Here is a 12,514-nt window from a genome sequence, read left to right on the forward strand (position 1 = left end):
TTACAAGGTGTGACGGCCACCGCCCCCACCCCCCCCCCGAACCGGGGGCCGGCCTGGGCCCTCACACGGTGCGGGCGGTCATGTCACCAGCTCGCTTCGCCCGGGACGAGACGGCCCGCCTTGCGGTACTCGCGGCGGGCGCCCTCCACGAGGTCGCCCGCCGCGACCGGCTCGTCGCGTCCGGCCGCGAGGTAGGCGGCGGTCACCACCGCACTGCGGATGGCGCCGCCCGACAGCTCGAAGTCCCGGGCGAGGCCCTCGACTTCGATGCCCTCGGCGCGCGGGACGTGCGAGAGGCCGTGCCGCCACAGGGCGAGGCGCTGCCCGGGGTCGGGGAAGGGGAAGTCGACCACCAGGTCGAGGCGGCGGGTGAACGCGTCGTCGATGTTGGCCCGCAGGTTGGTGGTCAGCAGGGCGATGCCGTCGAAGGACTCCAGGCGCTGCAGCAGGTAGGCGCTCTCCATGTTGGCGTACCGGTCGTGGGAGTCCTTGACCTCCGAGCGCTTGCCGAAGACGGCATCGGCCTCGTCGAAGAGGAGCACGGCGTCCGTGCGGTCGGCCTCGGTGAAGATCCGCTCCAGGTTCTTCTCGGTCTCGCCGACGTACTTGTCCACGATCGAGGAGAGCTGGACCACGTAGAGGTCCACTCCCAGATCGGCGGCGATCACTTCGGCGGACAGCGTCTTGCCGGTGCCGGAATCTCCCGCGAACAGACCGACGACCCCGCGTCCGCGCCCGCCGCCCGCGCTGAGCCGCCAGTCGCCGAGGACCCGGTCGCGGTGGCGGGCGCGCAGAGTGAGTTCCCGCAGCTGGGTGAGGGGGGCGTCGGGCAGGACCAGGTCCTGCCAGGCCACCGCGGGCCGGATCCGGCGAGCGTGCTGCTCGAGGCCCGACGCCGACTGTTGCCGGGCGGCGAGGCGGACGTGGGCGGCGGTGAGCGCGGTCCCGTCGAAGGCGGCGAGCGTGGCGGCGGCCTTGGCGGCGCGCCCGATGCGCTCGGCACCGAGGTGATAGGGGGCCACGGTGGCTGCCAGGTCGAAGGCGTCGGCGGCCGGGCCAAGGGCGGTCCGCCACACGGCCGTTCCTCCCGCGGGAAGCCGGGGCGCCTGGAGCACCAGCGGGTCGTGCGGGGACCACTGCGGATCGTAGGGGCGAGGATCGGCCAGGAGTACGGTCACGTCCGTGGCCGCAGCCAACTCGGCGACCATCGGGCCCGGTTGTTCGGGCAGGCCAGACACGACGACGGCTCGGCCGCTGAGACGGGCCTCGCGCAGCAGCTGAGGGACGTGGTCGGCGGGACCGGAGAACCGCAGGGCGTCGAGGCCGGCCGCGTGCAGGGCGGACGCGAGGGCGGCGAGGGCATCGCCCTCGCGGTGTTCGCGCAGATAGGCGGTGATCGCCCCTTCGCCGAGCCGGGCGGTCAGCTGCCCGACGAAGTCCTCGTCATGCTCGGCGTGGGGCTGCGGGACCGGCATCGGCTGCAGCAGGCCCAGAAGCGCGGCATCCGGCGATGCGTCACCCAGGAGGTGTGCGGTGAGCCGGTCGGGCACGCGCAAGGAGCGGGTGAGGAGCGGCCGTTCGTCCTCTTCGACCGTCAACAGCCCCAGGGCGCGCAGCGGCGCCGCGAGGTGGAAGCGGGCGCGGGCGTCCGGCAGGTGCGCGGGTACCCCGCACAGGTCGAGGGCGAGCCCCACGGTGGCGCGGCGGCGGCTCACGTCGTCGTTGAGATAGCCGTACAGCGGCTCGAAGGTGCGATCCAGGTCGGGGGCCATGGCGATGAGCAGGACGGCCGCGTCCAGCTCGGTCAGGCGCAGCCGGGCGGCCGTCCGGGCAAGCCGGTCGTCGGGGTCGCCGGTGTCCTTGGGCCACGGCGCCCATACGTCCGGCCGGACGTCCGCCTCCGGGTCCGCCTGTGGCCAGGTCTGCAGCAGGTGACGTACGGCGTCCTCGGACATGTACAGGCCGCGCAACGGGTCGCTCGCGGTGGGATCCCCGACGGAGCGGTGTTCGACCAGGGCGCTCGTCGTCTGCCGTAGTCCGGCAAGGCGGTCGAGCAGGCAGCGGGCCGGTCCTGCTGCGGCCACGGGGTCTCGTGGGCGGTCAGCCGTGGGGGAGGGGTCTTCCAGCGACGACAGTGACGGCAGTGACGACATCGACGAGGTGCTCATGACTGCTCCGTGCGGCGGGCCGCCGCCTGCTCGTGGGCGGCGCGCGCGGCCGCCACCTGGTGGGGCCGGTGGGCGCGCTCCGTCGACCGGGGCGGGCCGCCGTCGACAGCGCCGACCCGGACCGTCGCGCCCTCGGTGACCGGCGGGCCCGCGTCGTAGTCGGGGTACGCCGGGAACGGCACCGTCACCGTGACGTCCAAAGAAGGCTTGAGCTCGCCGCCGAGGGCGGACCAGATGTCGGCGAGGGAACGGGCCTCCGACTGATTGGCGGAGACCGTCACCGGCACCGAAAGGCCGAGCTGCCCGAGTGCTCCCGGGAGTTCCTCGGCGGACAGCAGCTCGTGCGGCAGCAGTGTCGCCAACACGGCGGACAGCAGCCGGTGTTCGTCCTGCGGTGTCTTCGTCCAGGCCGTCACCAGGTAGGCGAGCCGGAACCAGCGCGGGGGACGGCGGCGGCGTACGACGACGTCACGGTCGTCGCGCAGCCCGGTGTGGCCGCGCTGCCGCAGGCTCACGTCCTCCCGGATGTCGTACAAGTACGCGTTGACCACGGGTGCGTTGCGCCGGGCCGCCCAGTCACGGGTGGGCACGTCGAAGGACACGTCGATACCGGACCCGGTCAGTGCCCCGCCGCCGATGAGGCCCTTGAGGACCTCGTCCACCTCATGGATCACTCTCGCGCTCCCACCTGCCGTTGGCTTCCCCGCCGACCGATGTGATGGCGGCCCTGCCGTCGATCGTGCTCCCCGGACCGGCCGGAGTGCAGGGACGTCAGGGATGACGGCGGGGCAGCGCTTGCTGCCTCAATGGGCTGTCCGGTAGCCCGTCCGGTCAGATGTAGCCCTCACGCAGGGCATGGGCCACCACGTGCGCACGGTTGCGCAGGTTCAGGCGTGTGGTGAGGCCGTGCATCACGTTCTTGACGGTTCGTTCGGAGTACGACAGCTTCGTGGCTATCTCCGAAGTGTCGAACCCCTCCGCCACGAGCCGCACGACATCCACCTCGCGCTTGGTGAAGCTCAGGAAGGACACCGGCAGATCGGCGCCGCCACGGTGGAGGCGCCTCACCTGGCCGATGAGCTGGCCCAATAAGTCCGCGGGCAGATCGCCGCCACCTCGGGCTGTGGTCAGCACCGCCTGGACCAGACGCTGGGCGGTTGCTTCGTGGCGCCAGACGATGGCTCCCACTCCGCACTCGATGACCTCCAGGAGTTCGTGCTCGCGGACCGTACCCGCGACGAGCACGGCACGCGCACCCTCGCTGCGCACGACGCGCCGCAGCCGGGTCAGCGCGGCCTCGTCGAGGGTGTCCTCGATGAGCAGCGCGACTGTGGCGGGGCCGGAGTCCCCTTCCAGTTCGACCTCTGGGTGCCGACGCAATTGGCTGAGGACGCCCTCGCGGCTGATCGGGTCGGAGGCGGTGACGGCGACCCGCACCCGGTTCGTCATCGGTAGGGCGGCCGAGGAGGCCGGGGGCGTGCTGGACAAGCGAAGTTCCTCACTTCTGGGACTGCTCTGGGACCGCTCTGGGACCGCGGCGAGCTGGCCCGGGCGCCGCCGGAGTGCAAAGGGCAGGCGGCGCCCGGTCGTTGTCAGGAGGTCGTGCTCAAGAGGTCATGCTCAGGGGGGCGTGTTCAGGAGCAGGACTTGTAGAAGTGCTTCCAACCGCCGGTGGGCATGGCGGGCAGCTCGGCCGGGGTCCCGGTCTCGCCGTACTTCTGCTGCAGCTCGTAGTCGAAGGCACCGGGGCCGCTGCCCGGCTTCGTCAGACGCACGGACCGCTCGATCACGCCGTCGCCGGCGTTGTTGAGGATCGCGACGTCCGGGTACGCGTCGCCGCCGTAGTTGGCGATGCGGAGCTGCTTGGCCTCACCGAGGTCGCCGATGTCGGAGTGCCGGGCGGCGGCGGAGGACAGGTTCGACCGCTTGAGCGGGCCGGGGCGGAATTCGGCGACGCGTGCCTTGTTGGGGTCGTCCCCGCCGGCGGGGGTGACGAGGTTGACGACCATGTCCAGGGTGCCGTCGTTCTGGAAGTCGGCGACCGCGGCGGTGGCGACCTCGCCCGTCTTCGCGCCGAGAAGCTTGCCGACAGTCTTCTTGCTGCCGAACGAGCCGTCCGCGGCGCCCCACTGGACCGTCATCTTGGTGCCGGTGTGCCCGGGGTTGACGATCTTGTCCGGGCGGCCGTCACCGTCCAGGTCGCCGACCAGCGTCGTGGCGCCGGACAGACACGGGGCCGTCGCATCGGCGGCCTTGCCGGACCGTGCCGCGTCGCCCGAGCCCGACGCCCCTGCCGCGCTGGCCTGGTACCCGGCGACAGTCAGGGTCAGGGCGAGCGCCGCGACAGGGGCGGCGATCAGGCGTGAGCGCTTTCGAAGCATCTGCGAACTCCTCATGTCGTTGCTGTTGAGACGTGCTTGTGAACCGGGCTCCTTACCGCGCCGCACGTCACGCGGTGATGAACTCGATGTGAGGTGTGGGGGTCTCCCGGGTATCCCGGAAAGGCACGCCTCGAGCTTGCGGGGTGATCGGCCCCGACCGCCACGAAAGCCGGGCAGTTGGGGACGCTGGAACGCGAAATGTGCCTTTGACCAGCGGAAACGCAAGCGGCCTGGAACGCTGAGGTGGGACGCGCCCGGCCCCTCGGGAAGCGGAGGGCATCGAGGTTCCAGCCTCCGCAGGCAGCCACCTCCACCTACCGTCAACTGTTCTGCCGCCCCGCCAGAACGGCTTCGATGCCGGACCCTTCGCCGCCCCGAACGACGTTAGTGAGATGGCGAGACATTTGGCAGTGTTAGATTTTCTTCACACATCACACGTTCTGAGTGGCCCGCAGAAGCAGTCGTCGCACGGCCGTCGCACGGCCGTCACGCGGTCGTCGGATGCGCGTTCAGGCGCTCCAGCCGCCGCCGACCGCGCGGCTCGCCAGGTACGAGTCGCGCAGCGCCTTGCGCAGGCCGGGGACGATCGCGTCGAACTGCGCGGCCAGCGCCTTGAGCGCCTGCTTGTGGGTGCGGAGGTCGGCACGGCTCCACACGCAGGTCACTTCGAGCTCGACCGCGAACACGGCCATGGCCAGCTCCTCCAGCGGGATCGTCACCGGGGCGAATCCCTTGAGTACGGTGTCGCGCACCCGCTCCTGGAGGGCAAGCACCTCCTCCGGGTGGGCGACGGTGACCCGGTCGGCCGGGATGAGTCCCATCACCCTGCCGCGCGAGACGGCGACCTCTCCCGCGGCGGAGAGCTGGTCGCGGACCGGTGTCTCCGCGGTGTGGGCCTTGTTGTGAATGAACTGGAGCCAGCCCTTCGGCTTGCTGTCGGGCAGGTCGTTCCACACCGCGGCATTGAAGGGGTTGTCCGGCGCCTTGCCGGGCATGCGGACCACCTTGCCTCCCTTCGCGTCGAGCAGTCCGTCGCGAGCCAGCTCGGTCAGGGCACCGGCCCGCAGCAACTGGCCGCGGCCCTGCAGGTTGTCGAGCTGGAACTTGCCCTTGTCCACGGTGTAGCAGAGCAGGTAAAGCCGCTGCGGCAGCGTCTGGGTCATGTCGTCTCCCACGTCAACAGTTCCGTCTGTCACTTAGTGACGCTGTCACTAAGTGACAGAAACTGCAAGTGCCGGCCCGTGCCGCGCGTGGGGTGGCCAGGCCCGTCACTTAGTGACACTATGGCAGTAAGTGATGTACAGCACCGGCGGCAGGAACGTGAGTGGAGACGACCGGCACGGCGACGGCCAAGCGTGGAGGCGGGACATGAAGGAGCAGCGGCGCGACCGGCTGCGCCTGGAGATTTCCCGGGAGGCATCTCGCCTGTTCTGGGAGCAGGGTGTGGACGCCACCAGCGGCGATCAGATCGCCGAGGCGGTGGGCCTGTCCACCCGCACCATCTGGCGCCACTTCCGCAGCAAGGAAAGCTGCGCCGAACCCATCGTGACGCAGGGCGTCGAGTGGGAGATGCGCACGCTGCGCGACTGGCCCGCCGGCCTCTCGCTCGAAGAGCGCTTCAGCGCGGAAGCGAGTCGGTTCCGTCATGAGGCCGACGCCGTCGAGATGGCCGACACCGGGCTCGCGATGCGGATGATCCGCCTCGCCGACACCGAACCACCCCTCCGCACAGCCTGGTTGATGGCCTGCGATCAAGTGGAGCGCGAGATGGTCGAGATCATCGCGAAGCGTCTGGGCCTCCCGGCCGACGACCTCCAGGTGCGCCTGCACGCGGCAGCGGCCTCCGCCGCCTTCCGGGTCCTCAGCGAGCACATCGGCGCCGTTGCGCTGTGCGGTGACATTCCCGAGGACTTCGAAGGTGACGTGATCCGACGCCTGGCGCAGGCCGTGCGCGACGCCACCGGGGGCGCGATCGGCGACGTGATCGCCCCCGACGTGGCAGAACCCGCAACTGCCTCGCTGAAATGAGGCGGCGCACACCCGTGACCGCAGCGCCTCGGCCTAGCGCACATTGCAGCTGTACTACGGGCGTCCTGAGCGGCTACTCACCCGACGCGGATCGCGGTGACCTCGTAGACGACGGCCGAACTCATCGAAAGACCGCGGCAGGTCAGCTGACTCGGTGGTGTGCGATGGGAGTGCACCTCGACCTCGAAGGTCGCCGGACGAGTCGGCGGGCCGGCGATGCGGATCCGCCAGCAGTCGTGTTCGCGGGACGTCTCGACGATCGCGTAGTCATGCCGGCCGGCCGGGCCGAAGCGTTCGAGTACGGCTGTGACTGCGGCCTGCTGCGGTGGGAAGAGGTCCGTGTATCCGCGCAGATGCTCCGCGTGGATACGGCCGCTCAGGTGCTCTTCGACCGCTGCCACCGACGACCTGGCATCGAGATTGCCGTAGTAGACACCGTCGGGCGCGACGACGACGTTGGCGGCGAATCTGTCGCCGCCCACGTGGGTGCATTCCCACACCAGGTCCGGCCAGCGCTCACTCAGGGCGCGTCCCACCGGCCGACCGCGCACGGCGCAGCAGGTGTCGTGCTGACCGTGGGCGCAGACGAGGACGACGGGCGGGCAGTCGAGTTCTCCGGGGGCTCCGAGGGCATCGGCGATCTGCGCCAAGTCCTCGTCGCGGCTCCACGTGCCCCACTGCTGGCGGTGGGCGCCGGAGTTCTCGTGGCGCAGTACGGCCCAGCGCCTGGGGCCCTCGGGGCTGTGGCGTCCGTGCCGCCTGATCAGAAGCATCCGTGCCCGCACCGCCTGGGCGGCGGAGAACACCAGGGCTTTGGTGTCAGGGTCGAGGTCGAGGCCGTCGAAGCCGTTCGGCGGCCAGCCGCCCCGGTACTCGATCAGGATCCAGACGGAGCCGTACGGCGCTGTGCCCGCGAGCGAGTCGCCGCGTGTCCGGGCGGCATCGGCGCAGAAGAAGCGCTCCGCCGCCGTCACCGCGACCACATCACTGTTCGGCGGGCACCAGTACACCCGCGCGCAGCAGCCTCTCGACGAGGCCGACGCCGAGATCACCGGACATGTGGACCTCGCCGTCGAGCACGCGGGTCACCGACGGCAGATCAGTCTCCGGGAAGTCGAGCCAGCCCACGCGCGTGGCCAGGCGCGGGCCCTCAAGGCGTGCTTCCAACGCCTCGCGGAGCCGCACCGGTGAGTCGGGGCCCAGACCGTCGACGGCGGCGAGCTGGGCCAGCGGCCCCAACGGCGCGGGGCGCGCCTGGCTTCGACGGGTGCGGTGGAACAACGGAGCGGAATCGGCCTTTGTGATGGCGGCGACGAGGTGTTCGCGGACGATGTCGATCTCACCCTCCGGCCCGTCCACGCCCAGGGGCAGGGCGCCGCGCATCCGGGGATCGTCGCGCAGCGCCGCGAGTGCGGCCTTGGCGAGCTGTTCGGCCAGGCCGTACCGCGTCCAGCTGTGGATTCCGAGCGTCAGGTGGATCGAGACCTCGCCCTGTGCCCGCGCGGCGTGCAGCCAGCCCCGCGGGAGGTAGAGAACGTCGCCGGGCTCCAGAACGGTGTCGATGTAGGGCTTGCCCTTCGCTGCGTCCGCGACGGCGGAGCGGTGATCGGTCCAGGGCTGGTCGCGCAGCGGGTCGGGATGGACGGGCTCGTGGATGAGCCAGCGCTTTGCGCCGTCGATCTGAAGAACGAAGACGTCGTGTACGTCGTAGTGGTCGTCGAACCCGCGGTTCTGCGGCGGCGTGACGTAGGCATTGGCCTGCACCGGATGTCCCAGCTCCGTGCTCAGCCGGGCGCTGAAGTCCGCGACAGGCCCCCACGTGCGCTGCAGCGCTTGCAGGACGAGCGTGGCGCCGTCGGCGAACTCGCGCCACAGAGCCGTGTCGTCGAGCTGGTCGGCGATGGTGGCACCGACACCGCCCGGCGCGGTGAACGACGACTCGGGGAGCGTGGAACCGTCCTTGGCGACGCGGAGGAAGGGCGTACGCAGCCCGCGACGCGAGATCAGTTCGTCTACGGCGTCGGCGGAGAACAGGTCGGAGAAATCGCTCGCGCGGCGCGTGAGCAGCGCTGTGCGCGCCCAGACGTCGCGGGCGAACTCCTCCCGGCTCAGGCCGGTCAGACGTGTCTCCAGAACGCCGACGCCTGCTGTGGCGCCGACGTTCTGGAGCTCGGTCGGGAGAGCACTCAAACGCCGCTGCCGGACTCGCCGGCTCCGCCGTCGGCGCCTCCGTCGTGGACGCCGGGCTTGCCTGCCGCTCCGCCGTCCGCGGGGCCTTCGGCTCCGCCGTCGGCGCCTCCGTCGTGGACGCCGGGCTTGCCTGCCGCTCCGCCGTCTGCCGGGCCTTCGGCTCCGCCGTCGGCGCCTCCGTCGTGAACGCCGGGCGTGCCCGCTGCCCCGCCGTCAGCAGGACCTTCGTGCTGGTTCGCATCCTGCTCGGGGTTGGACATGGTGCCTCCTGAGAATCGAACGGCTGGGAACGGGCGCGCCCTCCAGGGCCTGCCTGCTTCCACCAAGCTCGCTCACGCGATGGGGGTCGGCAACCTGAAGGGATCACGGGCGCCCGGCCACCTTCCAGGAGCGGCGGTCGTCGGTGAGGCGTCAGCCCCGGGTGAGCACGACGTCCTGCCGCTGCGCGGCGTGGAAGCGCGGCAGCGGGAGACCGCTTCGCGAGTCCAGCTCCATCACGGTGGCTTCGACGTTGCTGACACCCGGCTTGAGGTCGGCGGGCGAGGGGCGTCCCGTGTTGGTCCAGGCGTGCTGCTCGCCGTCGCAGATCGCCCGGGTGCCGCCGACGCCGTGCCGGGCGGTGCCATTGCCCTGGGTCAGGGCGGAGGACACGAAGACGGGACCAGTGCCGCCGGTGCACCGGTAGGTGCCGGAGAGGGTGACGGTGCCGTCCGGGGCGAGGCGGCCGGTGGGGTCGACGGTGACCGTCTCGTGCGGGTCGGCGAACGCGTGCGCCGTCGGTACGGCGCACAGGAAGAGTGAAGCGGTGAAGACCATGGTGGTCTGGCGCAATGACATGGGGCCTCTTGGGTGAGGGGAGACGGAACTCGAAGTTCCGTCACGGCGGGCCTGATGGAGAAGGTGGGCCCGACATGCGCGGGCCCAACAGGCCCCGGTTGCCGGAGGGAGTGCCTCCTGGCAACCGGGGCCGCGACGAGAAGGAGGCACGCGGCCGCCGCCTTCTCGCCGCCGCGGTGCACGGCGTCACCGTCGCGGTCCGGGTGCGCCGGTCCGCGGGGCGTCAGCGGCCTGCGTGGAGTTCTCGGCGCACTGCTGGTTCTGCGGCGCCGAAAGAACCGGAATGTCCTGCACGGCGACCGGTACGAGAATGCCGACGAGGGATCCCACGTCGGCCTTGACGGGCACACCGGCGCAGAGCTTGTTCAACGAGCCCTGGATCGCGGCACCCTGCAGGCCCTGGTTGCCGTGGGTGGCGCTGTTGCCGAAGGCCCTTGGCATTGTTGCCACTGGCGCTGGTGGTGCCGTTGTCGTCGCCGATGGCGGCCGCGCTCCCGGCGGTGCCTGCCAGGGAGAGGGCGGCGAGGCTGAGAGCCAGCGGGAAGGTACGGATTCGCATGTCACTCCAGTACGAAACTTTGGTTGAGGACATGAATCAATACATCGCGAGGGCCCTCTCTCAGGGGATATTCGCCCATTGGCAGAGTGTCGGCGGAGCGGAGCTGACGGCAGAGCGGAAAAGCGGATGAGTACACGCGCGTAAGCCGTTCGCCGACTTCACGGGGTCACAGCAACCGGTCGACCAGTCCGTCGACGTATTCCGGGGTGAGCGGGCCCATGCCGAACAAGACGCGGATATACATCGGGGCCATGATGTGGTCCAGCACGCCGAGTGCGTCGGGCGGGTGTTCGCCGCGTTCGCGGGCGCGATCGAGCATGGACTGCAGTTGCCGGGTGCGTTCGGCGCGGAGGTCGTCACGCGCCTGCAGGCCCTGCTGGCCGATGTTCGACAGGGCGACGGCCAGGCTCAGCAGCATCAGGCCGTCGGGTCCGGTGATCTCGCGGGCCACTTGGGCCGCGTAAGCCCGCAGGTCGCCGGCCAGGCTCCCGGTGTCGGGCATCGGTGACTGCGCGTTGAGGCGGGTGAGCGCCACGTCGGTGAGCAGGCTTTCCAGGCTGCCCCACCGGCGGTAGATGCTGCTGTCGGCCACGCCCGCGCGGGCTGCGACCTCGCCCACGGTGAAGTTGCCGTACCCGCGCTCACTGACCAGGTCGGTGACGGCCTGGTGCACCTCCGCGCCGACGCGGGCGCTGCGCCCGCCGGGCCGCCGGACTCGCTGTCGCTCGTTCATGCCCCCCACCTTAACGCAGTCGTGACTTGCGTTTGTGGGTCGGCCCGCCTTACAGTCTCCTAACGCAGTCGCTGACTGCTTTAGTGCGTCCCGGGGTCGACCACGTCGACCGTGGGGAGGCGCTACTGACAATGGAGAGGAATCCCCTTGACTGCATCGCCTGCGGCCGTAGGCAGTCGACCGAACCGGGCCGTGCTGCTCACGGTGGCCTGCCTGGGTCAGTTCATGGTCCTGCTCGACAACACGATCGTTGGAGCGGCGCTGCCCGATATGCAGCACCGGCTGCACACCGAGCTGACCGGTCTGCAGTGGATCGTCGACGCGTACGTACTGCTGGTCGCCATGCTGCTGCTGTCCGGCGGTGTCTTCGCCGACCGGTTCGGCCGCAAGCGGGTGTACCTGACCGGCGTGGCGGTGTTCACCGTCGCGTCGGTGCTGTGCAGCCTCGCGCCCTCGGTCGGCTGGCTGATCGCCGGCCGGGTACTGCAGGGCATCGGGGCCGCGGCGCTGAGCCCTGCCTCGCTCGCCCTGCTCGCCGCCGCCTATCCCGTGCCGCAAGAACGGATCAAGGCGATCGGGCTGTGGGCCGGGTTCAGCGGACTCGGTCTGGCCGTAGGCCCCGTGGCCGGCGGCGTGCTGACGGATGTCTTCGGCTGGCCCGCCATCTTCCTGGTCAATCTGCCCATGGGCGTGGTCCTTCTCCTTGTCGGTCTGCGCAGCCTTGAAGAGACCCGCAATCCGAGCGCCCCCGCGATCGATGTCCCCGGGACGGTGCTGTCCGTTCTGGGGGTGGGGGCGCTGACCTACGGGCTGATCGAGGGTGGTGCCCGCGGCTGGACGGCGCCGGTGATCCTGGGCAGCTTCACCGCCGGGGTGGTCTTCCTCGTCGCCTTCGTCGCCGTCGAAGCGCGTCGCTCTGCTCCGATGCTGCCGCTGCGGCTCTTCCGGCAGCGCCTGTTCACCGTGTCCAACACCGCCATGGTCGTGGTGGGGTTCGCGCTCATGGGTTCGTCGTTCTTCTTCTCCCAGTTCTTCGTGTACGTCCAGGGCAGCTCGATCCTGCGCGCCGGCCTGCAGACCCTGCCGATGTCCCTCGGCATGGTGATCGTCAGCCCGTACGCGGGCCGGCTCGCCGCCCGGTACGGCTTCCGCATCGTGGTGACCATCGGCCTTGCCCTGGCCGGCCTGGGGCTGCTTGCGCTCGGCATGGTGCACGCCGACACCGGCTACGGGAACGTGTGGTGGCGGCTGGGAGTCGTCGGCATCGGCTTCGCCCTGACCTTGTCCCCACTGACGGGAGCCGCCATCCAAGCAGTCAGCGCCCAGGAAGGCGGCCTCGCGTCAGGCATCAGCGGCACCACGCGGCAGATCGGTGCGGTGCTCGGCGTGGCGGTACTGGGAGCCGTCGTCCGCAGCCGGCAATCCGGCGGCGCCTCCTTCGAGGACGGCCTCAACAGCGCCTTCCTCGCTGCCGGCGCCGTCACATTGGCCTCCGCCGTGTTCACCGGCCTGTGGCTGGCTAAGTCCAAGCCCGCGGAAGGCTCCGCGGCGCCGCAACGTTCCACCGATCCAGGTGCGGTCACCGCCTCGAACGAGGTGCCCGCGAACAGCCGTTGAC

Annotated in this window: 12 protein-coding genes and 1 pseudogene; 2 read left to right on the forward strand and 11 right to left on the reverse strand. The window is 70.6% G+C overall.

Annotated features, from left to right (window positions below; genetic code table 11):
* Nucleotides 1-83 precede the first annotated feature (83 nt).
* The 5 genes from ACFQ7F_RS42125 to ACFQ7F_RS42145 all read right to left on the reverse strand — a co-directional run bounded on the left by ACFQ7F_RS42125 (nucleotide 84) and on the right by ACFQ7F_RS42145 (nucleotide 5,712).
* Entirely contained in the window at nucleotides 84-2,168 is a 2,085-nt protein-coding gene (locus ACFQ7F_RS42125; RefSeq protein ID WP_383283566.1) for an ATP-binding protein, read from the reverse strand.
* Complete coding sequence (locus ACFQ7F_RS42130) at nucleotides 2,165-2,842, reverse strand: DUF4255 domain-containing protein (RefSeq protein WP_383283569.1); 678 nt, start codon at nucleotides 2,840-2,842, stop codon at nucleotides 2,165-2,167. The genes ACFQ7F_RS42125 and ACFQ7F_RS42130 overlap by 4 nt, the downstream gene beginning before the upstream one ends.
* 157 nt (nucleotides 2,843-2,999) lie before the next feature.
* On the reverse strand, nucleotides 3,000-3,617 hold the full coding sequence (locus ACFQ7F_RS42135; RefSeq protein WP_383283597.1) for a LuxR C-terminal-related transcriptional regulator: 618 nt from the start codon (nucleotides 3,615-3,617) through the stop codon (nucleotides 3,000-3,002).
* 185 nt (nucleotides 3,618-3,802) lie between these two features.
* Nucleotides 3,803-4,549, reverse strand: a complete 747-nt coding sequence (locus ACFQ7F_RS42140; RefSeq protein ID WP_383283572.1) for an FG-GAP repeat domain-containing protein — start codon at nucleotides 4,547-4,549, stop codon at nucleotides 3,803-3,805.
* A gap of 509 nt (nucleotides 4,550-5,058) precedes the next feature.
* Entirely contained in the window at nucleotides 5,059-5,712 is a 654-nt protein-coding gene (locus tag ACFQ7F_RS42145) for a GPP34 family phosphoprotein (RefSeq protein WP_383283575.1), read from the reverse strand.
* A 205-nt stretch (nucleotides 5,713-5,917) separates the two neighbouring features.
* Here ACFQ7F_RS42145 and ACFQ7F_RS42150 point away from each other — a divergent pair, with 205 nt between their 5' ends.
* A complete protein-coding gene (locus ACFQ7F_RS42150; protein WP_383283578.1) occupies nucleotides 5,918-6,577 on the forward strand; it encodes a TetR/AcrR family transcriptional regulator in 660 nt (219 codons plus the stop codon).
* A gap of 77 nt (nucleotides 6,578-6,654) precedes the next feature.
* Here the strand turns inward: ACFQ7F_RS42150 and ACFQ7F_RS42155 are convergent, their stop codons facing one another.
* From ACFQ7F_RS42155 to ACFQ7F_RS42180, 6 genes and pseudogenes are all read right to left on the reverse strand, one after another.
* Complete coding sequence (locus ACFQ7F_RS42155) at nucleotides 6,655-7,551, reverse strand: sucrase ferredoxin (protein WP_383283581.1); 897 nt, start codon at nucleotides 7,549-7,551, stop codon at nucleotides 6,655-6,657.
* Between the two features lie 10 nt (nucleotides 7,552-7,561).
* Entirely contained in the window at nucleotides 7,562-8,767 is a 1,206-nt protein-coding gene (locus tag ACFQ7F_RS42160; protein ID WP_383283584.1) for a cupin domain-containing protein, read from the reverse strand.
* A complete protein-coding gene (locus tag ACFQ7F_RS42165) occupies nucleotides 8,764-9,027 on the reverse strand; it encodes a BatC protein (RefSeq protein ID WP_383283587.1) in 264 nt (87 codons plus the stop codon). Before ACFQ7F_RS42165 ends, ACFQ7F_RS42160 begins: the two co-directional genes overlap by 4 nt.
* A 151-nt stretch (nucleotides 9,028-9,178) precedes the next feature.
* Nucleotides 9,179-9,604, reverse strand: coding sequence for a DUF6299 family protein (locus ACFQ7F_RS42170; protein WP_383283589.1), 426 nt, complete (start codon nucleotides 9,602-9,604; stop codon nucleotides 9,179-9,181).
* 228 nt (nucleotides 9,605-9,832) lie between these two features.
* Nucleotides 9,833-10,163, reverse strand: a pseudogene (locus tag ACFQ7F_RS42175) (rodlin); the annotation flags it as partial.
* A 166-nt stretch (nucleotides 10,164-10,329) separates the two neighbouring features.
* Nucleotides 10,330-10,896, reverse strand: a complete 567-nt coding sequence (locus ACFQ7F_RS42180; RefSeq protein WP_383283592.1) for a TetR/AcrR family transcriptional regulator — start codon at nucleotides 10,894-10,896, stop codon at nucleotides 10,330-10,332.
* Between the two features lie 147 nt (nucleotides 10,897-11,043).
* On the opposite strand from ACFQ7F_RS42180, the gene ACFQ7F_RS42185 reads away from it, so the two are divergent.
* On the forward strand, nucleotides 11,044-12,513 hold the full coding sequence (locus ACFQ7F_RS42185; protein WP_383283594.1) for an MFS transporter: 1,470 nt from the start codon (nucleotides 11,044-11,046) through the stop codon (nucleotides 12,511-12,513).
* Nucleotide 12,514: the final 1 nt, after the last annotated feature.

It is taken from the genome of Streptomyces sp. NPDC056486, assembly GCF_042795295.1.
Lineage (GTDB): Bacteria > Actinomycetota > Actinomycetes > Streptomycetales > Streptomycetaceae > Streptomyces.

Excerpts from the sequence above, each read along its gene's own strand:
- ACFQ7F_RS42125 (WP_383283566.1), bottom strand. The coding sequence starts at position 2,168 with ATGAGCACCTCGTCGATGTCGTCACTGCCGTCACTGTCGTCGCTGGAA.
- ACFQ7F_RS42135 (WP_383283597.1), bottom strand. The coding sequence starts at position 3,617 with ATGACGAACCGGGTGCGGGTCGCCGTCACCGCCTCCGACCCGATCAGC.
- ACFQ7F_RS42140 (WP_383283572.1), bottom strand. The coding sequence starts at position 4,549 with ATGCTTCGAAAGCGCTCACGCCTGATCGCCGCCCCTGTCGCGGCGCTC.
- ACFQ7F_RS42145 (WP_383283575.1), bottom strand. The coding sequence starts at position 5,712 with ATGACCCAGACGCTGCCGCAGCGGCTTTACCTGCTCTGCTACACCGTG.
- ACFQ7F_RS42150 (WP_383283578.1), top strand. The coding sequence starts at position 5,918 with ATGAAGGAGCAGCGGCGCGACCGGCTGCGCCTGGAGATTTCCCGGGAG.
- ACFQ7F_RS42165 (WP_383283587.1), bottom strand. The coding sequence starts at position 9,027 with ATGTCCAACCCCGAGCAGGATGCGAACCAGCACGAAGGTCCTGCTGAC.
- ACFQ7F_RS42170 (WP_383283589.1), bottom strand. The coding sequence starts at position 9,604 with ATGTCATTGCGCCAGACCACCATGGTCTTCACCGCTTCACTCTTCCTG.
- ACFQ7F_RS42180 (WP_383283592.1), bottom strand. The coding sequence starts at position 10,896 with ATGAACGAGCGACAGCGAGTCCGGCGGCCCGGCGGGCGCAGCGCCCGC.